This window comes from Hafnia alvei (genome assembly GCF_964063325.1).
In the GTDB taxonomy this organism is placed as follows: domain Bacteria; phylum Pseudomonadota; class Gammaproteobacteria; order Enterobacterales; family Enterobacteriaceae; genus Hafnia; species Hafnia alvei_B.
In genome coordinates, this window is the sequence record NZ_OZ061315.1 from 3,405,076 (window position 1) to 3,431,330 (window position 26,255).

20 protein-coding genes are annotated in these 26,255 nt (G+C 51.5%); 14 read left to right on the forward strand and 6 right to left on the reverse strand.

Features of this window, described 5'->3' with window-relative positions; translation table 11 throughout:
- Positions 1-217 precede the first annotated feature (217 nt).
- Positions 218-568 carry a helix-turn-helix transcriptional regulator gene (locus AB3Y96_RS16180; protein WP_367299691.1) on the forward strand — a complete coding sequence of 117 codons (351 nt, stop codon included), beginning with the start codon at positions 218-220 and terminating at the stop codon, positions 566-568.
- A 188-nt stretch (positions 569-756) separates the two neighbouring features.
- On the opposite strand, the gene AB3Y96_RS16185 is transcribed toward AB3Y96_RS16180, so the two are convergent.
- A complete protein-coding gene (locus AB3Y96_RS16185) occupies positions 757-1,113 on the reverse strand; it encodes a DUF1294 domain-containing protein (RefSeq protein ID WP_367299692.1) in 357 nt (118 codons plus the stop codon).
- A 271-nt stretch (positions 1,114-1,384) separates the two neighbouring features.
- Between AB3Y96_RS16185 and AB3Y96_RS16190 the strand changes: the two genes are divergently transcribed.
- The 5 genes from AB3Y96_RS16190 (at position 1,385) to ptsP (ending at position 7,867) form a co-directional block, all read left to right on the forward strand.
- Positions 1,385-1,711, forward strand: a complete 327-nt coding sequence (locus AB3Y96_RS16190) for a PTS fructose transporter subunit IIB (RefSeq protein WP_025799789.1) — start codon at positions 1,385-1,387, stop codon at positions 1,709-1,711.
- A 141-nt stretch (positions 1,712-1,852) separates the two neighbouring features.
- Entirely contained in the window at positions 1,853-3,109 is a 1,257-nt protein-coding gene (locus tag AB3Y96_RS16195) for a PTS fructose transporter subunit IIC (protein ID WP_367299693.1), read from the forward strand.
- Between the two features lie 86 nt (positions 3,110-3,195).
- Positions 3,196-4,305: an aminopeptidase gene (ypdF, locus tag AB3Y96_RS16200; protein ID WP_367299694.1), complete on the forward strand. Its 1,110-nt coding sequence runs from the start codon at positions 3,196-3,198 to the stop codon at positions 4,303-4,305.
- Positions 4,302-5,345: an aminopeptidase gene (gene ypdE / locus AB3Y96_RS16205; protein WP_367299695.1), complete on the forward strand. Its 1,044-nt coding sequence runs from the start codon at positions 4,302-4,304 to the stop codon at positions 5,343-5,345. The genes ypdF and ypdE overlap by 4 nt, the downstream gene beginning before the upstream one ends.
- A gap of 26 nt (positions 5,346-5,371) precedes the next feature.
- Complete coding sequence (ptsP, locus tag AB3Y96_RS16210) at positions 5,372-7,867, forward strand: phosphoenolpyruvate--protein phosphotransferase (RefSeq protein ID WP_072308643.1); 2,496 nt, start codon at positions 5,372-5,374, stop codon at positions 7,865-7,867.
- Here the strand turns inward: ptsP and AB3Y96_RS16215 are convergent, their stop codons facing one another.
- Both AB3Y96_RS16215 and sbmC read right to left on the reverse strand, forming a co-directional pair.
- A complete protein-coding gene (locus tag AB3Y96_RS16215) occupies positions 7,868-8,734 on the reverse strand; it encodes a helix-turn-helix transcriptional regulator (protein WP_367299696.1) in 867 nt (288 codons plus the stop codon).
- A 71-nt stretch (positions 8,735-8,805) separates the two neighbouring features.
- On the reverse strand, positions 8,806-9,276 hold the full coding sequence (gene sbmC, locus AB3Y96_RS16220) for a DNA gyrase inhibitor SbmC (protein WP_025799801.1): 471 nt from the start codon (positions 9,274-9,276) through the stop codon (positions 8,806-8,808).
- 256 nt (positions 9,277-9,532) lie between these two features.
- On the opposite strand from sbmC, the gene AB3Y96_RS16225 reads away from it, so the two are divergent.
- A complete protein-coding gene (locus tag AB3Y96_RS16225; protein WP_367299697.1) occupies positions 9,533-10,858 on the forward strand; it encodes an MFS transporter in 1,326 nt (441 codons plus the stop codon).
- 61 nt (positions 10,859-10,919) lie between these two features.
- Here AB3Y96_RS16225 and mak read toward each other — a convergent pair whose 3' ends face one another.
- On the reverse strand, positions 10,920-11,825 hold the full coding sequence (gene mak / locus AB3Y96_RS16230) for a fructokinase (protein ID WP_072308640.1): 906 nt from the start codon (positions 11,823-11,825) through the stop codon (positions 10,920-10,922).
- 237 nt (positions 11,826-12,062) lie between these two features.
- On the opposite strand from mak, the gene rdgC reads away from it, so the two are divergent.
- Positions 12,063-12,974, forward strand: a complete 912-nt coding sequence (rdgC, locus tag AB3Y96_RS16235) for a recombination-associated protein RdgC (protein ID WP_025799807.1) — start codon at positions 12,063-12,065, stop codon at positions 12,972-12,974.
- 62 nt (positions 12,975-13,036) lie between these two features.
- Here rdgC and ppnP read toward each other — a convergent pair whose 3' ends face one another.
- Positions 13,037-13,324 carry a pyrimidine/purine nucleoside phosphorylase gene (ppnP, locus tag AB3Y96_RS16240; protein ID WP_004091927.1) on the reverse strand — a complete coding sequence of 96 codons (288 nt, stop codon included), beginning with the start codon at positions 13,322-13,324 and terminating at the stop codon, positions 13,037-13,039.
- 131 nt (positions 13,325-13,455) lie between these two features.
- Positions 13,456-14,409 (reverse strand): aldo/keto reductase, encoded by a 954-nt coding sequence (locus AB3Y96_RS16245; RefSeq protein WP_367299698.1) that lies wholly within the window; start codon positions 14,407-14,409, stop codon positions 13,456-13,458.
- Positions 14,410-14,683: 274 nt separating this feature from the next.
- On the opposite strand from AB3Y96_RS16245, the gene AB3Y96_RS16250 reads away from it, so the two are divergent.
- The 6 genes from AB3Y96_RS16250 (at position 14,684) to baeR (ending at position 26,068) form a co-directional block, all read left to right on the forward strand.
- Positions 14,684-15,979, forward strand: coding sequence for an MdtA/MuxA family multidrug efflux RND transporter periplasmic adaptor subunit (locus AB3Y96_RS16250; RefSeq protein WP_367299699.1), 1,296 nt, complete (start codon positions 14,684-14,686; stop codon positions 15,977-15,979).
- Positions 15,979-19,128, forward strand: coding sequence for an MdtB/MuxB family multidrug efflux RND transporter permease subunit (locus AB3Y96_RS16255; protein ID WP_072308637.1), 3,150 nt, complete (start codon positions 15,979-15,981; stop codon positions 19,126-19,128). Before AB3Y96_RS16250 ends, AB3Y96_RS16255 begins: the two co-directional genes overlap by 1 nt.
- Positions 19,125-22,223, forward strand: a complete 3,099-nt coding sequence (gene mdtC, locus AB3Y96_RS16260; protein ID WP_072308636.1) for a multidrug efflux RND transporter permease subunit MdtC — start codon at positions 19,125-19,127, stop codon at positions 22,221-22,223. The genes AB3Y96_RS16255 and mdtC overlap by 4 nt, the downstream gene beginning before the upstream one ends.
- A 308-nt stretch (positions 22,224-22,531) precedes the next feature.
- Positions 22,532-23,956 carry an MFS transporter gene (locus tag AB3Y96_RS16265; protein WP_367299700.1) on the forward strand — a complete coding sequence of 475 codons (1,425 nt, stop codon included), beginning with the start codon at positions 22,532-22,534 and terminating at the stop codon, positions 23,954-23,956.
- Entirely contained in the window at positions 23,953-25,326 is a 1,374-nt protein-coding gene (gene baeS, locus AB3Y96_RS16270; protein WP_072308634.1) for a two-component system sensor histidine kinase BaeS, read from the forward strand. The genes AB3Y96_RS16265 and baeS overlap by 4 nt, the downstream gene beginning before the upstream one ends.
- 37 nt (positions 25,327-25,363) lie before the next feature.
- On the forward strand, positions 25,364-26,068 hold the full coding sequence (baeR, locus tag AB3Y96_RS16275; RefSeq protein WP_038502970.1) for a two-component system response regulator BaeR: 705 nt from the start codon (positions 25,364-25,366) through the stop codon (positions 26,066-26,068).
- The last annotated feature ends 187 nt before the right edge of the window (positions 26,069-26,255 follow it).

Below are 26,255 nucleotides of genomic sequence, written 5' to 3' on the forward strand. Positions count from 1 at the left end.
ATATTTTGTTAAGCTTTGCTTTTGCGAGAAGGACAATGTTCTATACAACATTGTCCTTCTCGCAATGTCCGTCGGAGTGATATCCCATCCTAGCTCGTTCAGTTTATCTAAACATATCGTTATTAATAACTTGATTATTTTAACGGTTTCGCATTGGTACAATCCTTGAGGCCTTTTAGGTGGAGCAACTTAAAATTGAGCCAATTAGGATAAGAATATGAAAAGAGAAAAATGTGTTATTCAAAGCTTTCCAGCTGTAATTTGTTGGATTAATGAAAATATCCACCAAGGGATCAATGCCTCCGATGTGATAAGAATATCTGGATACTCACGCTCTTATTTTTTACGTGAATTTCAATTGCACCACAGCGTTAGCGTTTCATCCTTCATCAAAACTACACGACTAAAAGCATCCGCCCAAAAACTCATATCCACAGAGTTAAAAGTCTTCGAAATTGCACAGGAAATGGGGTTCCCAAGCCAGAGCACTTTCTGCCAGATATTTAAAGGCTATTTCAATATGTCTCCAACTGAATTCCGCTACCGCTCAATGCGGCCAGAAATATAATAAGATAAGCGGCAGAGTTTTTTCGGGTATACATTATTTATATTTTTACGCCGAGGTAAATTATGTTTAAAAACTTATTAGCATTGCTAGTTATGGGGGATGATTTTTTATCATGACTTAATAATAGGAGGGGATAACTTTTACTCGGCCAAAGCACGAATCGTTATCCCCCATTGGATAGGCGGCTTCTACCACTGAATCCCTATCCCATACTGATAAACCCAATACATAGCCCCAATCGTCACGGCTAAATTCACCATCACCGTGATAATAAAATAGGTTTTAAACGGTTGTTTTTGCGTCTTATGGCGGAAAATTTGCTGACCTAAAATCGCGCCGACCCAGCCGCCGATCAGGCCAAAGAATAACAACGTTATCTCGGGGACTCGCTGCCACGATTTTATGGCGGCTAATTTATCAATACCGTAAATAATCAACGTTAACGCATTGAGTAACAGGCACCACATCACAAACGGATGCAGGGAGAACAGGCTACCGACTGCCGCCAGTGCGAGCAAAAGATAACAAAAACGATTAAGATTCATACGATAAACCGATTGAAAAGAATTATGAAAGCGTACGTATAGTGGCCCTCGACGCAGCATGATGCAATGCTACCACCTCCGAAAAAACACGCCGATACAATGCGAGAGAGCTCACACTTCACAATTAGGGATATAAATATCCAGTAAATGCATGTTTTGTCCCATAACATCCCCTCATTTTTAAACGCCATACTCCCTTCAAGATTTCAGCCTACGTAAAAGAGCAAGCAACGTAGCGCGATTGGTTTCCCTTTCTGACTCAGAGGTAGTTATGACTAAAAAATTTATCGCTGTTTGTGCATGTCCAATGGGGTTAGCTCATACGTTTATGGCCGCTCAGGCGCTAGAAGATGCCGCAAAAGCCGCAGGTTATGACCAGATCAAAATTGAAACTCAGGGTGCAGACGGCATCGAAAACCGCTTAACCGCGCAGGATATCGCGGAGGCCGACATCATTATTCATTCGGTTGCCATTACGCCTGAAGATAACGAACGCTTTGAAAGCCGCGACGTGTATGAAATTACCCTGCAGGACGCGATTAAAAATGCGGATGGGATCCTGCGTGAAATTGAAGAGATGATTCAATCTGAACAATAAAAATATACGTCTATACCCAAATAATTCGAGTTGCATTGAGGCAGCAAGTAAATGATGCGGGTGAATGAACGCAGCCAACAAAAATGCAGCTTGAAGTATGACGGGTATAACTTTCAATGAACTCATCAGGGAGATGTACCTATGGCTATTAAGAAAAGGAGCGCAGTAAATCCTTCGTCAGGCGGCGAAGCGACACTGACTAAAAATCTAAATGCGATGCCAACGGCAAAACCCAGTATGTGGGGCGATCTACCACAGCATGTAATGTCAGGTATTTCACGTATGGTACCGACGCTGATCATGGGCGGCGTTATTCTCGCCTTCTCCCAGCTTATCGCCTACGCATGGCTAAAAGTGCCTCCCGAGATGGGCATTATGGAGGCCATCAACACCGGAAAGTACGTTGGTTTCAATCTGTCCTTGATGAAGTTTGCTTATTTATCGCAATCATTTGGCGGAATTCTATTTAGCTTTGCCATCCCGATGTTTGCCGCTTTTGTTGCTAACTCAATCGGCGGAAAACTGGCTTTTCCCGCAGGGTTTATTGGGGGATTAATCGCAACTCAGCCAACGCCTGAATTAACATGGGATTTAAGTAAACTGCAATGGGTCACTAATTCCCCGGTTCCCTCAACGTTTATTGGCGCGCTGATCATCGCCATTGCCGCCGGTTATTTAGTGAAATGGATGAATGCCAAAATCCAATTACCTGCTTATTTACTGGCATTTAAAACCACCTTCTTATTACCTATTCTGTCAGCCGTTTTTGTTATGTTAGCAATGTACTACGTCATTACCCCGTTTGGCGGTTGGGTGAATGCCGGTATTCGCGTCATGCTGCAAGCGGCGGGCGATAAAGGCGTGCTGATGTATGCCGTGGGAATTTCCGCCACCACCGCTATTGACCTCGGTGGGCCAATAAATAAAGCGGCAGGCTTTATCGCTTTTAGCTTCACCAGCGATCACGTTCTGCCAATCACCGCGCGCGCTATCGCGATTGTGATCCCCCCTATCGGTTTAGGGCTGGCAACGCTCATTGACTACCGCCTCACCGGGCGCCACTTGTTTAGCAGCCAACTGTATCCTCAGGGGAAAACCGCTATGTTCCTCGCCTTCATGGGGATTAGCGAGGGCGCAATTCCATTCCTACTCGAAAGCCCATTGGCCTCGATTCCGGCCTATATGACGGGTGCCATCGTTGGCTCAACCACCGCCGTTGCATTAGGCGCAGTGCAGTGGTTCCCTGAATCGGCTATTTGGGCGTGGCCTTTAGTCACCAATTTAGGGGCTTATATCTTTGGTATTGCATTAGGTGCCATCGTGACCGCGCTGATTACCGTATTTATCCGCAATATCCTATTTAAGAAAGGCAAATTGCACATTGAGGTGATGTCTTAATTGATAAAGGTGCTGCCATCACGTTAACAGTCGGTGGCAGCAAGTATGGCGGGTCTGCCTTAACATGATATTTAAGCGAGTAGCTCATGCATAAATCCCCCTATTCAGCGATCGCCGCCTGTCAAATATGGCTAGCCAAACGCAATTTAGACGCCGTTATTATTAACGCTAAACAGAATAAATTTAGTCATACTGGGTTGCTCAGCTCATCGGGATATCTCTTTATCACCCGCACCAGCCAGCATATTTTGGTCGACTCACGTTATTATCATGAACTCTCCGCCAAGGCAGAGAGTTATCAACTGCACATGACGGATACGCAACACCACGCATCGGCCATCCTCAATCAAATCATTGCGCAGGAAAAACTCACCTGTGTTGGGTTTGAAGCCGAGCATCTGAGCTACAGCCAAAGCCTGTCTCTTATCGAAAAAATTAACGCTGAGATGAGCCCAATTTGTCTCGATGAACTGCGCCAAATAAAAACGCAGGCCGAGATCGACACCATCAAATCTGCATGTTTAATTGCCGACTGCGCCTGCGCTCACATTCGCCAATATATTCGCCCCAGCATGACGGAACATCAGATCGCCAACGAACTTGAATGGTTCATGAAAAACGAAGGCGCGGAAAAAACATCATTCGACACCATCGTTGCCAGCGGGATCCGTGGGGCCATGCCTCATGCCAAAGCCTCACAAAAAGTCGTTAAAGCCGGAGAGTTGATCACGCTCGACTTTGGTGCTCAATACCAGGGGTATTGTTCGGACATGACCCGCACGTTTTTGGTTGAGGGCAATGACGATAAACCGCTGCAAGAGCACCCGCTTTATGCGATTTATCAGGTGGTATTGCAGGCTCAACTCGCTGCCATCGCCGCTATTCGACCAGGCGTGCGCTGTTGTGATGTCGACGGCGTGGCACGCTCCATCATTTCAGCCGCAGGCTATGGCAATTTCTTTGGCCATAATACCGGCCACGCCATTGGCATTGATGTGCATGAAAATCCGCGTTTCTCGCCAACAGACACCACGGTGCTACAGGCCGGCATGCTGCTGACCGTAGAACCCGGCATTTACCTGCCAGAACTGGGCGGCGTGCGCATTGAAGACGTGGTATTGGTCACCGAAAACGGCTGTGATGTTTTATACCAAATGCCCAAACAATTGCTGACCACCGGCGAGGATATCCAATGAATATCGATCTCTTGCAGGCCCTCTGCGAGGCAGATGCCATCGCCTCTTCCGAACAGGAAGTTCGCGATATTCTCATACAGCACGCAAACCTATGCGGCAAAAAGGTCTCTTTTGATGGGCTAGGCTCAACGCTGATTCAGCTCAACCAGTCATCAGGGCCAAAGATTATGATTTGCGCCCATATGGATGAAGTAGGTTTTATGGTGCGTAGCATCACTCGCGAAGGTGCCGTTGAGGTTATCCCCATTGGTAACGTGCGCATGCTAGCTCGTTTCATGCAGCCCGTTCGCATTACTACGCAGCACGGCAACAAAATCCACGGATTACTGGACGCTGAGCTACACGGATCTGAAGCGCGTAATTTGTGCGTAGATATTGGTGCTACATCGGCGGAAGAAGTGAATCAGTGTGGGGTTCGCATTGGCGATCGCGTTACCTACGCTAGCGACTTCAAAGTGCTTTCTCCTGAATCGCGCATCATGGGAAAAGCTTTTGATGACAGGCTCGGCTGTTTCTTGCTGATTGAATTAATGTACGCCCTGCGCAACGTTGAGTTGGAAGCCGAAATTTGGCTAGTTGCTTCTTCTAGTGAAGAGGTGGGAATGCGCGGTGGTAAAACTGCGGCACACATGATTCAGCCTGATTTAGCCTTAATCCTCGACACCGCATGTTGGTCAAAAAACTTCGATTACGGCGCCGCGAATCATCGACAAATTGGACAAGGGCCGATGCTGGTGATGTACGACAAAACCCTAATTCCGTCCCCGCGCCTGCTGAACTTTATTCAAGACACCGCGCAGCAAAATGCCATTCCATTGCAGACTGATATGTTCAGCAACGGCGGTACCGATGGCGGCAGCGTACATCTTTGCGGCAAAGGTATTCCAACCGCAGTACTGGGTGCACCGACGCGACATGGCCATTGCGCCGCATCAATTGCAGATTTGCGGGATATCGAACAGACCAAACAGCTTCTCGTTGCAGTCATCCATCGACTGAATGCCGACACACTCCATCATCTAACGGACTTTTCGCAGTAGCGCGAGTTTAGAAAAGGATTCATGCCATGCTAAAGATAGAATTTCTCTGCCCTCTGCCAAACGGCCTACATGCCCGCCCAGCCTATGAGCTCAAGGGGCAGTGCGGTCTGTTTGACAGTGAGATTATCTTTATTAATCAGCGCTCAAACCACCGTGCCGACGCTAAAAGTTCGCTAGCGCTTATCAGCACCGGAACATTGTTCAACGACGCCTGCCTGCTAGAAATCCACGGGCACGATGAAGAAAAAGCCTATCGCGCGTTAGATACCTATATTAAACAGAGTTTTGCCGACAGCGACAGTGAAATTGAGCCTCTGCCCGTAGCCACCACGCGCCCTATTCCACGCTCGCTTTCTCGTTTTCAGCCAAGCCTGATCCATGGCTGTGGGCTCTCGAGCGGCATCGGGCATGGCGCGTTGTTAATCTACCGCCATACCAATATCGACATTTATAAATCACAACCGGCCAACGTGCAGGATCCTCTGCTGCTTGAACATAGCCTGATTGCGCTAGCCGAGCAGCTTAACCACCAGCTGACCAGCCTAAAAGGGCAAAGCAAAACCATTGTCAATGCCCATCTCTCGCTGATTCAGGACAAAGAATTTAGCCAAAACATTTTGCGTCATCTGAATCAGAGAAAGTGCAGTCTGGCGACCGCAGCCATTGAAAGCATGGAAGAAGTGTGTGGCAAATTAGCCATGTCGGCGAGTGAGTACCTGCGCGAGCGCGTGCAAGACATTAGAGACATTACCGCTCAATTACTGCACGTCGCCTATCCCAACGTCAATTTGGGCGATCCCCTTGTTTTGCATAAACCGACGATTATTGCCGCCGAAGATATCACGCCGAGTCAGTTTTTAAGCTTAGACAAACAGCTACTGGCAGGAATGGTGTTAACGCAAACCGGGCGCACCTCGCATACGCTCATTTTAGCGCGCTCGTTGGGCATTCCCGTGCTGTCGGGGATCGAACTGTCGGCCTTGCAACACTTAGATGATAAGACCGTCTTTATCGACGCGCAGGCCGGCATTCTAGTGATTGAGCCCAACGAAGACGTCAGTGGGTATTTCTCTGTTGCACTTGGGCTGGAACAACAAAACCGTGCACGTCAGCTGAAAATGGCGGATCTTCCAGCGGTCACGCAGGATGGGCGCTGCATTGAAATAGGTGCCAACATTGGTACTGCGCAAGAAGCCCCCGCCGCGTTTAGCCAAGGGGCGGAAGGCATTGGCCTATTTCGCACCGAAATGTTGTTTATGGACCGCGATAAAGCGCCCGATGAACAAGAACAGTTTGAAGCCTACCAGCAGGTGTTGATGAATGCGGGCACCCATCCCGTGATTTTTCGTACCATGGATATCGGCGGCGACAAAAAAATCAGCTACCTGAATATCCCTCAAGAAGAAAATCCGTTTCTTGGCTATCGCGCGGTGCGCATTTATCCCGAGTTTACCGAGCTATTTACCATTCAGCTGCGCGCCATACTTCGAGCGGCAACCACCGGGTATGCGCGTTTAATGATCCCAATGGTACACACGCTCGATGAAATTCTGTGGGTAAAACAGCAAATTGCCTCGGCTCAGCGCTCGCTGAAAGCAGAAGGTTTGCGATACGCCGAAACCCTAGAGCTCGGTATTATGGTCGAAGTGCCATCGGTGTGTTTTATCATCGACCACTTCTGCGATGAGGTTGATTTCTTTAGCATTGGTTCCAACGATATGACGCAATATTTGTATGCCGTCGATCGCAATAACCAGCGCGTCGCGCACCTTTATAATCCGATTACCCCTTCGTTTCTGCGTATGCTGCGCCAGATTATCGACGTCGCGCATCGACGTGAACGCTGGGTGGGACTGTGCGGTGAGCTCGGTGGGGAACCTCGTTATCTGCCTCTGCTGATTGGTCTAGGTTTAGACGAGCTCAGCATGAGCGGCGCGCGCATTCCGGCGATTAAAGAGCTGGCACGCAAACTCAGCGCCGAAGAGTGCGTAGCACTGGCCAACCGCGCCTGTGAGTGCAAATCGGCTAACGATATTGAAGCGTTACTGGATACGCAGGCGATCCCCGCAGATCAGAAACCGTTGCTGGCGCTAGAGAATATTATCGTTCCCGCTCACCTGACGAATAAAGAACAGGTGATTCAATACCTGTGCGGCAATTTAGCCATTCAGGATCGCACCGATCATCCTACCGAACTGGAAGAGGATATCTGGCAGCGTGAAGATATCGTCACCACCGGTGTGGGCTTTGGCTTTGCCATTCCGCACACCAAATCGACTCATATTAAACACTCCAGTATCAGCATTGCTCGGCTCGAAAACGTTATTGATTGGCAGTCAGAAATGGGTGAGGTCGACTTCGTTATTATGCTGACTCTAGGCGCACAAGACAGCGTTAGTCACGTTAAAGTCTTTTCCCAGCTCGCGCGTAAATTAGTGAAGAAAGAGTTTCGTGAAGCAATGCGCTCAGCACCCAACGCAGAAGCCATTCTCTCGCTGCTACAAAGCGAATTAACCTTTTAATTAACTCGACAGGAAACGCTCTCGGTATTCCGAGGGCGTTATCTCAAACTGCCGCTTGAACAGGCGGCAAAAGTAGCTCGCATCGCTATAACCACAGCGGTGGGCCACTTCGTTCACGTTCAAATGGTATTTCTGCAAGATCATCTTGGCTTTGCCCAACCGCACCCAGTGCAGATAGTCAATAAAGCTCATACTTCCCTCTTGCTGAAAAATACGAGACAGATGATTAGCGCTGATATTAAACATGACCGCGGTATTTTCACGGGTTAACGCACTGGAAAAATTATCCTGAACGTAGGTACAGATACTTTTATATAAAAAGGCACCGCGCTGCATTTTATTTGCCAACGGTAAGGCCAACTGGTTACGGCAAACATGCAGCAAACTCAGAACCAAATAACGACCAATATCAGGATCTGCCGTTCTTGCCGCCAACGCGTTTAGCGCCTGTAAAATATGCTCACTCTCTTCGGCATTTTGTTGGGTTATTTCCAGCGTTCTTAAACGATGAAAACCCGCCGTCGTAGCGCGTTTATCAAAGAAATGAAAACCAATGTAGGACGGCGCAAACAGCACGCTAAGCAATAATACATCCTTGTCCCACGTCGGCTGGCTGCTAGCAAATGCAGGAATAAACAACGCATCGCCGTGAGCCAACGTGATGCTCGTGCCAGCGGGCTTTTCTGCCGTGTAGCTACCACGTAAAACAATCTCAAGACGTGGGAATTTCGCACCAAGGCTATTCCCTAACGAATGGCCTTGGCTATCACGCGAACGCTGAGCAAAGTATGTGTGCTTGAGCTGCTGAGGATTCAAAACCAGCCCACTTAATAACTCAGTGAAAAACGGATGATCCGTCAGCGACATATCACTTCACACACGCATATCATCCCGTATTCCCTCTGCGCATTTTCCCAGTCGATAATAAAGAAAATATATTATGCCTTCTGTACAGGCACACACATTTCAAAATCCCAGATGCCGCTTTCAGTTCCATCGTTGTGGTATTTTTCAAAACATGGCGCGTTAATCGGCACGTAGCCGCTTCTTGGCAGCACTTCGTTGAAAAACTCCATCCACGGGCGACCAAAATCACCGTCTTCAACATGCGCCTGCGCCACCGCGTATAAGCCGCCTTTCAAGGTATCAATGCGAACCCCTTCGCTATTGGCCGGTAAAACAAAATCAGGCTCGACGGTAATCGCGGTATCAACGCGCATCTCTTCCGGTGGAACTTCTTCTGGATTGTCGTAATAGATCGCAATCCAGTCACCGTTTTCATCCACCTTATTATTATCAATCCACTGATATAGTTTCTGGAAACCGACACCCACATTTTGGTCTAACGGCCCCACCATGCGAATACCCGCGAAAATGCGCTCGGCGCGCTGCTCTACAATCATTTCCATTGTAACGCCCTCTCTCATTGCCAAGTGAAATACTGTATCCATAAACAGTATTGTCAAAATAAACCAAATTGCCAACAGCTGATTTTCACTTCTGTGATTCGCGCCGCGTTACGGGATTTTATGAAAAAACAAGCGCTCTATTTTACAGATCGTTACATTGGTTTTTATGCACAAAAAAGAAACACCTACCAACATCACACTTTCGGCGGTGATTAACTTGTAAAAAAAATGCAAACAAAAACACAGGAAGTAACACATGACTTCATCTGCCTCAAAGCCCTCTCAGGCTAACGCCCGAACCGTATTCCGCGTAACGAGCGGTAACTTTCTCGAGATGTATGATTTTATGGTGTTTGGCTATTACGCCAGCGCGATAGCCGAAACCTTTTTCCCCACTCAAAGCCCCTTTGCCTCGTTAATGCTAACGCTGATGACCTTCGGCGCGGGCTTCTTAATGCGACCTCTGGGTGCGATTGTGCTGGGTGCCTATATTGACCATCACGGCCGCCGCCGGGGTTTATTGATTACCTTAGGCCTGATGGCGCTGGGAACATTGACCATCGCCTGTACGCCGTCGTACCACAGTATCGGCATGGCTGCGCCCCTGCTGATTCTGGCGGGCCGCCTGCTTCAGGGGTTTTCCGCCGGTGTGGAACTGGGCGGTGTGTCGGTCTACCTGTCTGAGATTGCCCCGAAAGATCGCAAAGGGTTCTACGTTAGCTGGCAATCCGGCAGCCAACAAATTGCCGTTATTTTTGCAGCATTGCTGGGCGTGGGATTAAATCAGTACCTTGGGAAGAGCGTGATGACCGAGTGGGGCTGGCGCATTCCGTTTATCGTGGGTTGCCTGATTGTGCCTTTCTTGTTTTATATCCGCCGGATGCTTGAAGAAACAGAGGCATTTAACCAACGCAAACATCGCCCAAGCATGAGCGAAATTACCCGTTCAGTGGCGAGTAACTGGCAATTGGTTTTGGTTGGCATGTTTATGGTGGTGACCACCACGGTGTCGTTCTACCTCATCACGGCCTTCACACCAACCTATGGCAAAACGGTGTTGCAGTTTACCGCTCAGCAAAGCTTTTTAGTCACGCTGTTGGTGGGAATTTCAAACCTGTTCTGGCTGCCGGTGATGGGCGCGCTGTCAGACAAAGTAGGACGGCGGCCATTGCTGTTGCTGTTTAGCGCGTTGATGCTGCTAACGTCCTATCCATCGTTGAACTGGCTGGTAGCACATCCAAGCTTTGCGCATTTGATTGAAGTTGAACTGTGGCTGTCGTTTATGTATGCCAGCTACAACGGCGCGATGGTGGTATGCCTCACCGAAATCATGCCCGCAGAAGTGCGCGCATCAGGCTTCTCCATGGCTTATAGCTTGGCTACCGCGATTTTCGGCGGATTTACACCAGCCATATCCAGCTATCTGATCCACGCCACCGGTGACAAAGCGATGCCGGGAATGTGGCTTTCGGCCGCGGCGGCCTGTGGCTTAATCGCCGCGCTGGCGCTACCTGCAATCCAACGTTTGAATCACAATCGAACCGTCACGGTGCCTAGCCGTAACGCGGTAGCGCCGAAGTAAGTTTTTCGCACCAGAAATAAATCTTCCCGACTTTTTCCTCAAGAGAAAGTCGGGATTGATGTCAAAGCGGCCACAGCCACGCAGCACCGCGCACGCCGCTGGAGTCACCGTGTTTGGCTTTACGTACCGGCGTTTCACATTCCCGCCCGAATACCCACGTTGAGATCAACGGCGGCACCGTTGTATATAACCGGTCCACATTACTCATCCCACCGCCAAGCACCACCACGTCAGGATCGATGATGTTAATCACGTGGGCTAACGATTTTGCCAGTCGCTGTTCATAGTGGGTGATCGCACGCTCAGCCAACGCATCACCTTGGCGGGATAACGCCATGATTTCAGCGCCCGCTAGCGGCTGACCACCTAAGCGCTGGTAGTCTGTTTCGAAACCGGTACCCGAAATAAAGGTTTCAATACAACCTGATTTCCCACAGTAGCAAGGAACCTCTTTCTGATACTGCCACTCGTCGTCATTAAGCCAAGGCAAAGGATTATGTCCCCACTCGCCCGCAATGCCGTTTCCACCCGCGTGTACCCGCCCGTCGATAGCAATGCCTGAGCCACAGCCGGTACCGATAATCACCGCAAACACCAGATGCGCCCCAGCAGCTGCTCCGTCGGTTGCTTCAGACACCGCAAGACAGTTGGCGTCATTGGCCAAACGAACGTCGCGCGACAGGCGCTTAGCCAGATCTTTGTCTAATGGTTGGCCATTCAGCCAGGTGGAATTCGCATTTTTCACTAGACCGGTAAAGGGCGACAATGTGCCAGGGATCCCCACACCCACGCTCCCCCGCTGACCGGTTTGCTTTTCGGCTAACTCCACCAGCCCCGCTATCGCCTCAACGGTTTTTGCATAGTCATCACGAGGGGTGGCAATACGATGCCGAAACAGCGCCTGACCGTTATTTCCCAAGGCAATAACTTCAATTTTGGTGCCGCCCAAATCTATACCAATACGCACATAGCCCCCTAAGCAGACGAATACTGAGTCGAACTAGTTTGCAGAATTTCTCGGGCAATTAATACTACAGCCGACCCTCTTTATTCGTTATCATGCGGCCTGTTTAACACATTGCCATACCCAAAATAATGGGAGTTGTATCAAGGCGGCAAGAGAGCGCAGCCAACATAGATGCAGCTTCAAGTATGAAGGGTATAAAACATGGCGCGCGATGCGTCACGATCAGGGACAACGCTAATGCTATGGTTTAAGAATTTATTGGTTTACCGTCTGAGCCGCGATGTTCATCTGGTGCCAGATGAAGTTGAAAAAATGCTGGGCTCGATGGCCTTTACGCCGTGCGGTAGTCAGGATATGGCGAAAACGGGCTGGGTCTCTCCGATGGGTTCCCACAGCGATGCGCTGACTCACTACGTCAACGACCAAATCCTGCTGTGCGCACGTAAAGAAGAAAAAATCTTACCATCGCCGGTCTTAAAGCAGGCGCTGCAGGCAAAGATTGAAAAGCTGGAAGGCGAGCAAGGCCGCAAGCTTAAGAAAACCGAAAAAGACTCGTTAAAAGACGAAGTGCTGCACACGTTACTGCCGCGCGCATTCAGCCGTTTCAGCCAGACTTGGCTGTGGATTGATATGGCGAATGGCCTGATCATGGTCGATGCCGCCAGTCCGAAAAAAGCAGAAGACACCTTAGCGCTGTTGCGTAAAAGCATTGGCTCGCTGCCGGTTGTGCCATTAACCATGGAAAGCCCTATTGAGCTGACGATGACCGAATGGGTGCGCTCCGGCGAAGTCCCTGCAGGCTTTGCCCTGCAAGACGAAGCCGAACTGAAAGCGATTCTGGAAGAAGGTGGCGTGATCCGCTGCAAAAAACAGGATCTGGTTTCTGACGAGATTGCCGTTCACATTGAAGCGGGCAAACTGGTCACCAAGCTGGCGTTGGACTGGCAGGAGCGCATTCAGTTAGTGCTGTCAGACGATGGTTCACTGAAGCGTTTGAAGTTCTCTGAAACGATTCGCGATCAGAACGAAGACATCGACCGCGACGATTATGCGCAGCGTTTCGATGCCGATTTCATTTTGATGACCAGCGAACTGGCTGCGTTAATCAAAAATATTATTGAAGCGCTCGGCGGCGAATCAGAGAAATAAGTAGAGCTAACAAAAACGGGCTGAAGTTAAACTCCAGCCCGTTTGTTTGAGACTAAGAAATCTTAGCTCAGGTATTTACACAGATACGAAGTCGGTTCCGCAACCTGCAAGTTAAACTCGCTATGCCCCGGAACAAAGAACGTCTCGCCTGATGAGAACACCTGCCAATCAGGCGCACCCGGAATTAACACACGCAATGCACCTGTAATCACCGTCATCTCTTCCGGCTTATCGGTTGAGAAGGTGTATTCCCCTGCGTCCATTACGCCAATGCTCTGACGCCCAATGCTGCCACTGTCAAAACCAATCGACTTCACTTTACCAGCAAAATACTCATTTACATTCAACATACTATGGCACCTGTATTGAGAAGGGGTTACTGCATCTTGTATGAAAAAAACAGTGCTGTCACTGACTTAGTTCACACTGTGAGAGAACCGCGCCGGATATGGCTTCAAGCGCTCATTAACTGAACGTTTGTTTAGTAAGCGCTGGCATCGGTAATCACCCTAACCTGTTCCGCGCTCAAGCGAAGATTAGCGGCCACCGCGAGCTCGTTTAGCTGTTTTAACGATGTTGCGCTCGCAATCGGCGAGGTTATTCCCGGCTGTGCAATTTGCCACGCTAACGCCACGGCCACCGGTGAGGCATTGACCTCATGGGCTACCTGCTCCAGCGCATCAAGGATCCCCAGCCCACGGCTATTGAGGTATTTCTCCACAATTCCGTTACCTCGAGCGCTTTTGTGAGCATCTTCAGCGCTGCGGTATTTCCCCGAGAGGAACCCGCTGGCCAAGGCGTAGTAGTTAATCACGCCCAGACCTTCTTTTTGTACCAGCGGTGCCAGCTCAACTTCGAAATCATGGCGGTCGTATAAATTGTATTCGGGTTGAATGGTTTCATAACGCGCCAAGCCTAACTGAGCGCTTACATCCAACGCTTTAGCCAAGCGCTCCGCGCTGTAGTTCGACGCCCCTATCGCGCGCACCTTGCCCTCTTTAATCAACGCATCAAAGGCATTCATCGTTTCCGCCAGCGGCGTGTTTTGGTCGTCATCATGCGCCTGATACAGATCGATATAGTCGGTTTTCAAGCGACGTAAAGACGCCTCAACCGCCTCGCGGATATAACGAGCCGACAGCCCTTTCAACTGTGGCCCCATCGGTTTACCCACCTTAGTGGCCAGAATAATTTGGTCACGCTTGCCGCTTTTTTGCAGCCAGTTACCGATAATAGTTTCAGACTCACCGCCAAAATTTCCTGGCACCCACGCAGAGTAAACGTCGGCGGTATCAATGAAATTCAATTGATGCTCTAGCAATGCGTCTAGCAGGCTAAACGAGGTTGCCTGATCCACGGTCCAACCAAATACGTTCCCGCCAAAGGTAATGGTCGGAACTCGAATACCAGAACGTCCTAGCTCACGTAAATTCATTATTGGCTCCTGTGCTGAGATTTGAGAAAACAACGCTGATAACGAATACTATTAGCACTAATTATTCGTATAGGTGATAGACAATTTAGGCTAAATCCAGAAAGGTCTTACCCTATCTGACTTATCTTCCATATTTCCTTCATTTTTAGATAAAGCTAACGGCCTAGAATAGTAAACTGACACGAGTCACTAATTTGTTTGTGATTGGACCACTAAGTCCAATTTTTATATTCCCGCTGCGGCGGGGATATTTCTCTGGAGAATTCAGTCTGCAATGAGTGCTTTCAATAAACCGACCTCCCGTAAACGCCTTTGGTGGGCTATCGCCGTTCTTGTTGTGGCTGGCGTCATTGTTTGGCGTTATACCAGCAGCGGCACTGAAGCGCCCACAGCTGGCGCAGAACAGGCACAGAAAGGGAAAGCAGGTGGCAAAGCCGGCGGTCGTCGTGGCGGCAGCGGCATATTGGCTCCGGTTCAGGCGGCAGAAACACGCATATCTAACGTGCCTTACTATCTCACCGGTTTAGGGACAGTAACGGCTGCCAATACGGTCACCGTACGTAGCCGCGTCGATGGCCAACTGATGAAAATCCACTTCACCGAAGGCCAGCAGGTCAAGGCCGGTGATTTATTGGCAGAGATCGACCCACGCCCTTTCCAGGTTCAGCTGGCTCAAGCTCAAGGGCAACTGGCCAAAGATCAGGCTATTTTAGCCAATGCGCGCCGTGACCTAGCGCGTTATCAGCAGCTCAGCAAAACCAACATGGTTTCTCAGCAAGAGCTGGATACGCAGGCCTCTCTGGTGACTCAAACGCAGGGCAGCATCGTGGCCGATCAGGGTGCCGTTGACAGCGCCAAGCTTCAGTTGACCTATAGCCGTATCACCGCCCCCATTGATGGTCGCGTGGGGTTGAAGCTGGTTGATGAAGGCAACTATATCACTAGCGGTGATACCACCGGTTTAGTGGTGTTAACCCAAACGCATCCAATTGATGTGGTCTTCACGCTGCCAGAAGTGAATATCGCCAGCATTCAGCAGGCACAAAAAGAAAACGGCAAGTTAGAGGTGGAAGCGTGGGATCGCTCCAATCAGCACTTGCTGACCACGGGCACCTTGCTGAGCATGGATAACCAGATCGACACCAGCACCGGCACCATCAAAATTAAGGCGCGGTTTGATAACCAAGACGACACCTTATTCCCCAATCAGTTTGTTAACGTGCGTCTGAAAGTATCCACTCAAAGCGACGCCGTGGTGGCTCCTGCCGCTGCAGTTCAAATGGGGAACGAAGGCAACTTCGTATGGGTCGTGAATGATAAAAATCAGGTGAGTAAGCACGCCGTATCCGTGGGAACCCGTGATGCCTCTGACGTGGTTATTACCGGTGGGCTCTCAGCGGGCGAGCGCGTGGTGACTGACGGTATCGATCAGTTAACCGAAGGTGCAACCGTCGAAGTGATTGCGCCTCATAGCGAAAATGCCGCACAAACTCAGGCACAAGCAGGCAAAGATGCTCCTGCTAAGCCAAACACGGATAAGCAGAACGCTGGTAAACAGGACAAGTCATAATGCAACACACGCCTGTCGGTTCTGAAGAGCCTAAAAACGAAACGCCCGCCGCCGGTGGGCCTTCTCGCCTGTTTATTCTGCGCCCGGTCGCCACCACGCTGCTAATGGTGGCTATTCTGCTGGCGGGGATCGTCGGTTATCGCTCACTGTCGGTTTCCGCGTTGCCAGAGGTGGATTACCCAACGATTCAGGTGGTAACGCTTTATCCGGGCGCCAGCCCAGACGTCACCACGTCTGCCATTACCGCACCGCTGGAACGTCAGTTCGGCCAAATGTCGGGCTTAAAACAGATGTCGTCGCAAAGCTCCGGCGGCGCGTCGGTGATTACCTTACAATTTCAGCTAACGCTGCCGCTCGACGTCGCGGAGCAAGAGGTTCAGGCCGCGATTAACGCCGCCACCAATCTGCTGCCGACCGACCTGCCCTATCCGCCGATTTACAGCAAAGTTAACCCTGCCGATCCGCCGATCATGACCATCGCCGTCACCTCCGATGCGGTGGCGATGACGCAGGTTGAAGATATGGTGGAAACCCGTATTTCGCAGAAAATCTCGCAGGTTAGCGGCGTGGGTCTGGTGACGATTTCAGGCGGTCAACGCCCTGCGGTGCGCGTGCGGTTAAACGCACCGGCGGTTGCAGCCTATGGTTTAGACAGCGAAACCATCCGTACCGCTATCGTTAACGCCAACGTTAACTCGGCGAAAGGGAGCTTTGACGGCCCAACGCGCTCGGTTACGCTGTCTGCCAACGACCAAATGAAGTCGGCTGAGGACTATCGCGATCTGATCGTGGCCTATTCCAACGGCGCTCCGGTTCGCTTAAGCGACGTGGCAACCATCGAACAGGCGGCAGAAAACACCAAGCTGGCCGCGTGGGCCAATACCAAACCGGCCATCATTTTAAACGTTCAGCGCCAGCCGGGTGCGAACGTGATTACCACTGCCGACAGCATCCAGTCATTGCTGCCACAGCTGACAGAAAGTCTGCCCAAATCAGTAAAAATGACGGTGCTGACTGACCGCACCGAAACCATTCGCGCCTCGGTCAGCGATGTTCAGACCGAGCTGCTATTAGCGATTGCCCTCGTGGTGATGGTGATTTACCTGTTCTTACGCAATGTTCCCGCCACAATCATTCCTAGCGTGGCCGTGCCGCTGTCGCTGGTGGGTACATTCGCCGTCATGTATTTCCTCGATTTTTCGATAAACAACCTCACTTTGATGGCGCTAACTATCGCCACCGGCTTCGTGGTTGATGACGCCATCGTGGTGATCGAAAACATCTCGCGCTATATCGAAAAAGGGGAAAAACCGCTGGATGCCGCGCTGAAAGGGGCGGGCGAAATTGGTTTCACCATTATTTCTCTAACCTTCTCCCTGATTGCGGTGCTGATCCCACTGCTGTTTATGGGCGATATTATTGGCCGCCTGTTCCGCGAATTTGCGGTCACCTTGGCGGTGGCGATCCTGATTTCGGCGGTGGTGTCGTTAACCCTAACGCCAATGATGTGCGCGCGTATGCTCAGCCATGAATCGCTGCGCAAACAAAACCGCTTCTCGCGTGCCAGCGAGCGTTTCTTCGAACGCGTCATTGCCAAATATGGTGAATGGCTCAAAGTCGTATTGAATCACCCGATGCTCACGCTGAGCGTGGCGCTGAGCACGCTGGTGCTGACCGTTCTGCTGTATATTTTCATTCCTAAAGGTTTCTTCCCTATTCAGGATAACGGCCTGATACAAGGCACCGTTCAGGCACCGCAGTCGGTTTCCTTTAGCGAAATGGCGCAGCGTCAGCAAACGCTGGCGGCTGAAATTCTTAAAGATCCTGACGTCGCGAGCCTGAGCTCGTTTATCGGCGTGGATGGCACCAACGCCACGCTAAATAGCGGACGATTGCAGATCAACCTGAAACCGCTGGATGAGCGTAAAGATCGCGTTCAGCAGATCATCCCGCGTCTGCAAAAAATGGCCGACAAGATCCCCGGTATTCAGCTTTATCTTCAGCCAGTTCAGGATCTGACCATTGATACGCAGGTCAGCCGTACGCAGTACCAGTTCACCTTACAGGCCATGTCGCTGGACGAGCTGAGCACGTGGGTACCGAAACTGGTAGGTGAACTGCAAAAATCACCGATGCTGAAAGACGTAAGCAGTGACTGGCAGGATCAGGGATTAGTGGCCTTTGTGAACGTTAACCGCGATACCGCCAGCCGCTTAGGCATTACCATGGCCGACGTGGATAACGCGCTGTATAACGCCTTCGGCCAACGGTTGATCTCCACGATTTATACCCAAGCCAACCAGTATCGCGTGGTGATGGAGCATAATCAGGATCACAGCAATGGTTTAGCCGCGTTTAACGATGTGTATCTCACCAGCAGCGACGGCAAAAATGTGCCGTTGAACTCTATTGCTACTATTGAGCAACGTTTTGGGCCGCTGTCGATCAACCATCTCGATCAGTTCCCATCCACCACGGTGTCGTTCAACGTTACCGACGGCTACTCGCTTGAGCAGGCGATGAAAACCATCACCAGCACCGAACAGCAGCTTAATATGCCCGTTGATATCACTACGAATTTCCAAGGTGCAACGCTCGCGTTTGAATCGGCGCTGGGCAGCACATTGTGGCTTATCGTGGCGGCGATTATCGCGATGTACATCGTTCTGGGCGTGCTGTATGAAAGCTTTATTCATCCGGTTACCATTCTGTCAACGCTGCCGACCGCCGGGGTGGGCGCATTATTGGCGCTGATTATGGCGGGCAGCGAGCTCGACGTGATTGCCATTATCGGCATCATTTTGCTGATTGGTATCGTGAAGAAAAACGCCATCATGATGATCGACTTCGCCCTTGCCGCCGAGCGTGAGCAAGGAATGGCGCCGTATGACGCCATTTATCAAGCCTGTTTGCTGCGTTTCCGCCCTATTCTGATGACCACGCTGGCGGCGTTGCTGGGTGCGCTACCGCTGATGCTCAGCACCGGCGTTGGGGCCGAACTGCGCCAGCCGCTGGGAATTTGCATGGTCGGCGGTTTGGTCATGAGCCAAATTCTGACGCTGTTCACCACGCCGGTGATTTACCTGCTGTTTGATAAGGTTTCGCGCAACACGCATCCGGCTAAAGATCCGCAGGAGAACGTCCAGTGAAGTTCTCTCCGTCAAAAGGCTTCTTCGCCCTGTTCATCAACCGGCCAGTCGCCACCACGCTGCTGACGCTGGCTATTACGCTGTGCGGAATTTTGGGCTTTAGATTATTGCCCGTCGCACCGCTGCCGCAGGTAGATTATCCGGTCATTATGGTGAGCGCCTCTCTGCCGGGCGCCTCGCCTGAAACCATGGCGTCATCGGTGGCGACACCGTTGGAGCGCGCATTAGGGCGCATTGCCGGGATCAGCGAGATGACCTCATCCAGCTCGCTCGGCAGCACGCGTATCATTATTCAGTTTGATTTTAACCGCGATATCAACGGCGCCGCACGTGACGTGCAGGCCGCGATTAATGCGGCGCAGAGCCTGCTGCCGTCGGGTATGCCGAGCCGCCCAAGCTATCGCAAAGCTAACCCGTCTGATGCGCCGATCATGATCATGACGCTGACGTCAGACACCTATGATCAAGCAAAGCTTTATGACATCGCCTCCACTCAGCTGGCGCAAAAAATCGCGCAGGTAGACGGCGTGGGCGACGTTTCGGTTGGCGGGAGTTCCTTGCCCGCGGTGCGCGTCGAGCTCAATCCTGAAGCGCTGTTCAATCAGGGCGTTTCACTCGACAGCGTGCGAACCTCTATTGCCAACGCTAACGTACGTCGTCCTCAGGGAGCGGTTGACGCGCAAAACCAGCGTTGGCAGGTGCAAACCAACGATGAAATCAAAACCGCACAGGACTATCAGCCCTTAATCATTCACTACAACAACGGATCTGCGGTACGCCTCAGCGACGTTGCCAACGTTAAAGATTCGGTGGAAGACGTGCGCAATGCGGGTATGACCGACGCCAAACCCGCCATTTTGATCATGATCCGCCGCAGCGCCGATGCCAACATTATCGAAACCGTCGATCGTATTCGCGCAGAGATCCCAGAGTTCAAAGCGTTGATCCCGGCCTCAATCGATTTGCAGGTGGCTCAGGATCGCTCACCGACCATCCGCGCCTCGCTCGACGAAGTAGAGAGCTCGCTGTCTATCGCCGTCGGCTTGGTGATCATGGTGGTATTCCTGTTCTTGCGCTCTGGCCGAGCCACGCTGATCCCCGCCGTCGCCGTACCGGTTTCGCTCATCGGCACCTTCGCCGCCATGTACCTGTGCGATTTTAGCCTGAATAACCTTTCGCTGATGGCGCTGACGATCGCGACCGGATTTGTGGTCGATGACGCCATTGTGGTGCTGGAGAATATTTCACGCCACGTGGAAGCGGGCATGGAACCGAAAAAAGCCGCGCTGATTGGTGCGCGTGAAGTGGGTTTCACCGTGCTCTCCATGAGCCTATCGCTAGTGGCGGTGTTTATTCCGCTGCTGTTGATGAGCGGCTTGCCGGGGCGTTTGTTCCGAGAATTTTCGGTCACGCTCTCGGTGGCTATCGGCATATCGCTGGTGATTTCACTCACGCTCACGCCAATGATGTGCGCGCATCTGCTTAAAAAGCGCCCGTCACGCCATCAAGAACGGATCCGCGGTTTTGGTAAACTGCTGCTGAAAATGCAGCAAGGCTACGGCAAGAGTCTGGGCTGGGTATTAAATCATGCCCGCTGGGTGTTGCTGATCCTGATCGCCACCATCGGCCTGAATATTTGGCTGTATATATCTATTCCGAAAACCTTCTTCCCTGAGCAGGACACGGGCCGTCTGATGGGCTTTATTCAAGCCGACCAAAGCATTTCGTTTCAGGCGATGCGGGGCAAGCTACAGGACTTCATGAAAATTGTGCGCAGCGATCCCGATGTGGATAACGTAACCGGATTCACCGGCGGCTCGAACGTTAACAGCGGCATGATGTTTATCTCGTTAAAACCGTTGGGTGAACGCAAAGACGATGCTCAGCACGTGATTGCGCGTCTGCGCGGCAAGCTGGCCAAAGAGCCGGGAGCGAATTTGTTCCTGATGGCCGTACAAGATATTCGCGTAGGCGGTCGTCAAGGCAACGCCAGCTACCAGTACACGTTGCTATCGGACGATCTTGCCGAACTGCGTAAGTGGGAGCCTAAAATTCGCGCAGCCTTTGCCAAGCTTCCTGAACTGGCCGATGTGAGCTCCGATCAGCAAGATAAAGGCTCGGAGCTGGCGCTGACCTATGACCGTGAAAGTATGGCGCGTTTGGGCATTAACGTGGCTGATGCTAACGCCTTGCTCAATAACGCCTTCGGTCAACGACAGATTTCAACCATCTATCAGCCGCTCAATCAATATCACGTGGTGATGGAAGTGGCACCGGAGTATACGCAGGACGAAAGCTCGCTAGACAAAATGTTTGTGATTAACAGCGACGGCAAAGCCATCCCACTTTCCTATTTTGCAAAATGGCAACCGGCCAATGCGCCGTTATCGGTCAATCATCAGGGCTTAACTGCGGCATCGACCATCTCCTTCAACTTACCGGAAGGGGGCGCGCTGTCAGATGCTTCTGCCGCCATTGAACGCACAATGACCGCGCTGGGCGTGCCGAATACGGTACGTGGCACCTTCGCGGGTACCGCGCAGGTTTTCCAAGACACCCAAAACTCGCAGATCATTTTGATTCTAGCCGCCATTGCAACGGTGTATATCGTGCTGGGTATATTGTATGAAAGCTACGTGCATCCGCTGACCATTCTGTCTACGCTGCCTTCGGCAGGTGTGGGCGCGCTGTTGGCGTTAGAAATGTTTGGCGCACCTTTTAGCCTGATTGCGCTGATCGGCATCATGCTACTGATAGGGATAGTGAAGAAGAACGCCATCATGATGGTCGATTTTGCCCTAGAGGCCGAGCGCAACGGCGGCATGAGCCCGCGCGATGCAATTTTCCAAGCCTGCCTGCTGCGTTTCCGCCCGATCATGATGACCACCATGGCGGCGCTGTTTGGCGCATTGCCTCTGGCGTTTAGCAGCGGCGACGGCGCAGAACTGCGTCAGCCTTTAGGTATCACTATTGCCGGTGGTTTGGTGATGAGCCAGTTGCTTACGCTCTACACCACGCCGGTGGTGTATCTCTATTTTGACCGACTACGTAGCCGCTTTAGCAAAGTAAAAACGCTAAAACCGCTGCCGAGATAGACCTTGTACAGCGGCACATTACCGGACAGCTGAGCGGAAAACGGCGGGCAAGCACGAGCGGCATGGACGCCGCGAGAATCGTAGGGAGTCGGGAACGACTCTACGATGGTGCGATTAAGCCCAGAGTTTGCAGCGAAGAAACCTGCGCAGCAGGCTGGTAGGTGGTGCCGAGCCGGGTCACTAGGGGGCGGCGGCGAGCCCCCTAGTCCGGACGCTTGCTGGTTCACACAGTAAAACAACAATGCCTGTTAGCGTTCGGAATAACTCACTGAACCTAAATAATGACTTAACTTACCGGAGCTTTATCCATGCCTGAACAATCCGCCTCGGTCCGCTGGCAGCTATGGATTGTCGCTTTTGGCTTTTTCATGCAAACGCTGGATACCACCATCGTCAACACGGCGTTGCCCGCAATGGCCGCAAGCCTTGGGGAAAGCCCGCTGCGCATGCAGTCGGTGGTGGTGGCCTATGTACTCACCGTGGCGGTGATGTTACCCGCCAGCGGCTGGCTAGCCGACCGCGTGGGCGTGAAACGTGTTTTCTTCAGCGCAATTATTTTGTTTACGCTGGGCTCTCTGTTTTGTGCTCAGGCTGAAACCCTAAACCAACTGCTGATGGCACGCGTGCTGCAAGGTATTGGCGGCGCCATGATGGTGCCGGTTGGGCGTTTAACCGTGATGAAAATAGTGCCGCGTAGCCAATATATGGCGGCGATGACCTTCGTTACGCTCCCCGGCCAAATTGGCCCACTGGTTGGCCCTGCACTAGGCGGATTTCTAGTGCAATATGCCAGCTGGCACTGGATATTTTTAATCAACTTACCCGTGGGTATTATCGGCGCCATAGCAACGCTGTGGCTGATGCCCAATTACAGTATGCAAACGCGGCGTTTTGATATCAGGGGATTTGTCATGCTCGCCGTTGGGATGGCAACGCTGACGCTGGCGCTCGATGGTCATAAAGGGCTTGGGCTTGAGACCAACATGATTTACGGCCTGATATTGTCCGGCGGTATTGCTCTAGCCAGTTACTATTGGCACGCCAAACGCAGCGATGCCCCGCTGTTTAGCCTCGAACTGCTCAAAACCAAAACGTTCTCTCTCGGGCTGAGCGGCAGTTTTCTCGGGCGGATCGGCAGCGGAATGCTGCCATTTATGACGCCGATTTTCCTGCAAATCGGTATGGGATTTTCGCCGTTTCACGCAGGGCTGATGATGATCCCGATGATTATCGGCAGTATGGGCATGAAGCGTATCGTGGTGCGGGTGGTGAATCAGTTTGGCTATCGTCGGGTATTGGTCGGAGCCACGTTGGCGTTAGCGGTGGTGAGTTTGGCGCTGCCGTTTACCGCAATGTATATCAGCCTCTGGGCTATTCCGCTGGTGCTGTTCTTTCAAGGCATGATTAACGCCATGCGTTTTTCATCAATGAATACGCTCACGCTGAAAGATTTACCCGATGAACTCGCCAGCAGCGGCAACAGTTTACTGTCGATGATCATGCAGCTTTCTATGAGCTTGGGCGTAAGCGTAGCGGGTCTCCTGCTCGGCATGTTCTCACATCATCAAATCATCGCTAATAGCCTAGAGATCCATCAGGCATTTTTATTCACCTATGTCTGCATTGCCCTGATTATTGCCCTACCCGCGCTGGTATTTTTACGCGTCCCGGACGACACGTTGGAAAACAGCACTCTTGAGCGCACAGTGCGCCGCCGCAAGGAGGAACCATGAAGCTCGGTATCACAGGCAAGCTGTTTCTTGCCATTTTCTCCACCTGCATTCTGGTGTTGATCACCATGCACTGGGGCGTGCGTCTAAGCTTCGAGCGCGGCTTTATCGACTACATCAAACACGGCAATGAACAGCGAGTGCGGCTGCTGGCCTCTGAGCTGGAAGAGCGCTATGCGCAGGCCGGAAGCTGGCGCTTTCTTCGCCATAACGACCGTGTGATTTTTCAGATCATGCATAACATTGAGCAAAGCAACGAAGGCAACGATACGCTGCCTCCGCACGGCTGGCGCACGCCGTTTTGGGTGATTGATAGCAAAAATCGCAAAATGGTTGGGCCGCCTGGCGAGATCCCCACCGAAGGCACACGCCAACCGGTGACGTATCAAGGAAGCACGGTGGGATGGGTGGTCACGACACCGCCGGAGCGGTTGACGCGGAATACCGATATCAACTTCGATTTGCAGCAACGGCGCACCAGCTGGCTGATTGTGGCACTGGCGACGCTGCTGGCGGCGGGCGTTACCTGGGCGCTATCACGCAGTATGCTCGCCCCGGTTAAACGCTTAGTCGACGCCATGCATCGGCTCGCCGCCGGTAATTTTTCTACCCGCGTTGAAGTGGAATCACGTGACGAATTGGGCAAGCTGGCACAAGACTTCAACCAGCTTGCCATCACGCTGGAAAAAAATGAGCATATTCGCCGCGCGCTCATGGCCGACGTTTCCCATGAGCTACGCACGCCGCTGGCGGTGCTGCGGGGTGAATTAGAAGCGATGCAAGACGGCGTTCGTCAAATGACGCAGGATTCGTTGGCCTCGTTGCAGGCCGAAGTGAGCACGTTAACCAAACTGGTCAACGATCTGCATCAGCTCTCTATGTCTGACGCAGGCGCCCTCGCCTACCGCAAAGAGCACATTGACGTCATTCATCTAGTACAAATCGCCGCTAGCGCATTCCACGATCGCTTCGCAATGAAAAACATTGTGCTTTCGCTCGACCTGCCCGAAAAAGCCTGTGTGTTTGGCGATCCTGACCGCTTGCTACAGCTGTTCAATAATTTATTCGAAAATAGCCTGCGTTATACTGATGGCAACGGGCAACTCAAGGTACAAGGACAAATCCGCGATACCTATTTGCAGCTTTATTGGCACGACAGCGCCCCCGGCGTGACCGATGACCAACTCAAGAAAATATTTGAACGTTTTTATCGCGCAGAAGGCTCGCGCAACCGCGCCAGCGGCGGCTCCGGTTTAGGATTATCTATCTGCCAAAATATAGTAGAAGCACACGGCGGACAAATGACCGCAGAGCACTCACCGCTGGGAGGCTTAACCGTTAGCCTGCAGTTGCCGCTTGATACAGAGAGCTAAGAGGAAGGTAATGGGTATGAACAGTATTGCTGGAATCATGGACGTTGACCCCGCAGGACAACGCGTGTTGATCGTCGAAGATGAACCCAAGCTAGGACAACTGCTGATCGACTATCTAACCGCAGGCGGATATCAGCCCCACTTGCTAGCAGATGGAAATCAGGTATTGCCCTATGTCCATCAAACGCCACCGGATTTAATTCTGCTGGACTTAATGCTGCCCGGCACCGATGGTCTAACGCTGTGCCGCGAAATCCGTCGCTTCTCTGATGTGCCGATTGTGATGGTAACGGCGAAAATTGAAGAAATAGACCGCCTGCTGGGGCTGGAAATTGGCGCCGATGACTATATCTGCAAGCCCTACAGCCCGCGTGAAGTCGTGGCGCGCGTCAAAACCATTTTACGTCGCTGCGTACGCCAAAATGAAGCGAACGCCGAACCGGTTCTGATCATCGATGAAAACCGCTATCAGGCCAGTTTTAAAGATCAGCTGCTAGATTTAACGCCGGCTGAATTTCGGCTATTGAAAACGCTGGCGACACAGCCCGGCACCGTGCTTTCACGCGAGCAACTGCTCAATCATCTATACGATGATTATCGCGTCGTCACCGACCGCACCGTCGATAGCCACATTAAAAACTTACGTCGTAAATTGGAGCAGCTCGAAAACGGCGAGCCGTTTATTCGCTCGGTTTACGGCATCGGTTATCGCTGGGAAGGGGCACCGTGTAAAGTGCTATAAAACCGCCATCATCGCTCCCGTGCCTGCCGCGGGAGCGCCCTTTCTTATCTTCCTCCAATCAGGTAAATGCCTGCAAATATCCAGCCATTGTCTATACTTATCCTGATTTATTCAGCGTAAACGGCATCCATCTCACTCTCATTGACGCAGTTAATCACTGCAAAACTTATCCGTCATTATTCACGTT

Coding starts and splice junctions, on each gene's coding strand:
- AB3Y96_RS16180 (WP_367299691.1), top strand. CDS start 218: ATGAAAAGAGAAAAATGTGTTATTCAAAGCTTTCCAGCTGTAATTTGT.
- AB3Y96_RS16185 (WP_367299692.1), bottom strand. CDS start 1,113: ATGAATCTTAATCGTTTTTGTTATCTTTTGCTCGCACTGGCGGCAGTC.
- AB3Y96_RS16190 (WP_025799789.1), top strand. CDS start 1,385: ATGACTAAAAAATTTATCGCTGTTTGTGCATGTCCAATGGGGTTAGCT.
- AB3Y96_RS16195 (WP_367299693.1), top strand. CDS start 1,853: ATGGCTATTAAGAAAAGGAGCGCAGTAAATCCTTCGTCAGGCGGCGAA.
- ypdF (WP_367299694.1), top strand. CDS start 3,196: ATGCATAAATCCCCCTATTCAGCGATCGCCGCCTGTCAAATATGGCTA.
- ypdE (WP_367299695.1), top strand. CDS start 4,302: ATGAATATCGATCTCTTGCAGGCCCTCTGCGAGGCAGATGCCATCGCC.
- ptsP (WP_072308643.1), top strand. CDS start 5,372: ATGCTAAAGATAGAATTTCTCTGCCCTCTGCCAAACGGCCTACATGCC.
- AB3Y96_RS16215 (WP_367299696.1), bottom strand. CDS start 8,734: ATGTCGCTGACGGATCATCCGTTTTTCACTGAGTTATTAAGTGGGCTG.
- sbmC (WP_025799801.1), bottom strand. CDS start 9,276: ATGGAAATGATTGTAGAGCAGCGCGCCGAGCGCATTTTCGCGGGTATT.
- AB3Y96_RS16225 (WP_367299697.1), top strand. CDS start 9,533: ATGACTTCATCTGCCTCAAAGCCCTCTCAGGCTAACGCCCGAACCGTA.
- rdgC (WP_025799807.1), top strand. CDS start 12,063: ATGCTATGGTTTAAGAATTTATTGGTTTACCGTCTGAGCCGCGATGTT.
- ppnP (WP_004091927.1), bottom strand. CDS start 13,324: ATGTTGAATGTAAATGAGTATTTTGCTGGTAAAGTGAAGTCGATTGGT.
- AB3Y96_RS16245 (WP_367299698.1), bottom strand. CDS start 14,409: ATGAATTTACGTGAGCTAGGACGTTCTGGTATTCGAGTTCCGACCATT.
- AB3Y96_RS16250 (WP_367299699.1), top strand. CDS start 14,684: ATGAGTGCTTTCAATAAACCGACCTCCCGTAAACGCCTTTGGTGGGCT.
- AB3Y96_RS16255 (WP_072308637.1), top strand. CDS start 15,979: ATGCAACACACGCCTGTCGGTTCTGAAGAGCCTAAAAACGAAACGCCC.
- AB3Y96_RS16265 (WP_367299700.1), top strand. CDS start 22,532: ATGCCTGAACAATCCGCCTCGGTCCGCTGGCAGCTATGGATTGTCGCT.
- baeS (WP_072308634.1), top strand. CDS start 23,953: ATGAAGCTCGGTATCACAGGCAAGCTGTTTCTTGCCATTTTCTCCACC.
- baeR (WP_038502970.1), top strand. CDS start 25,364: ATGGACGTTGACCCCGCAGGACAACGCGTGTTGATCGTCGAAGATGAA.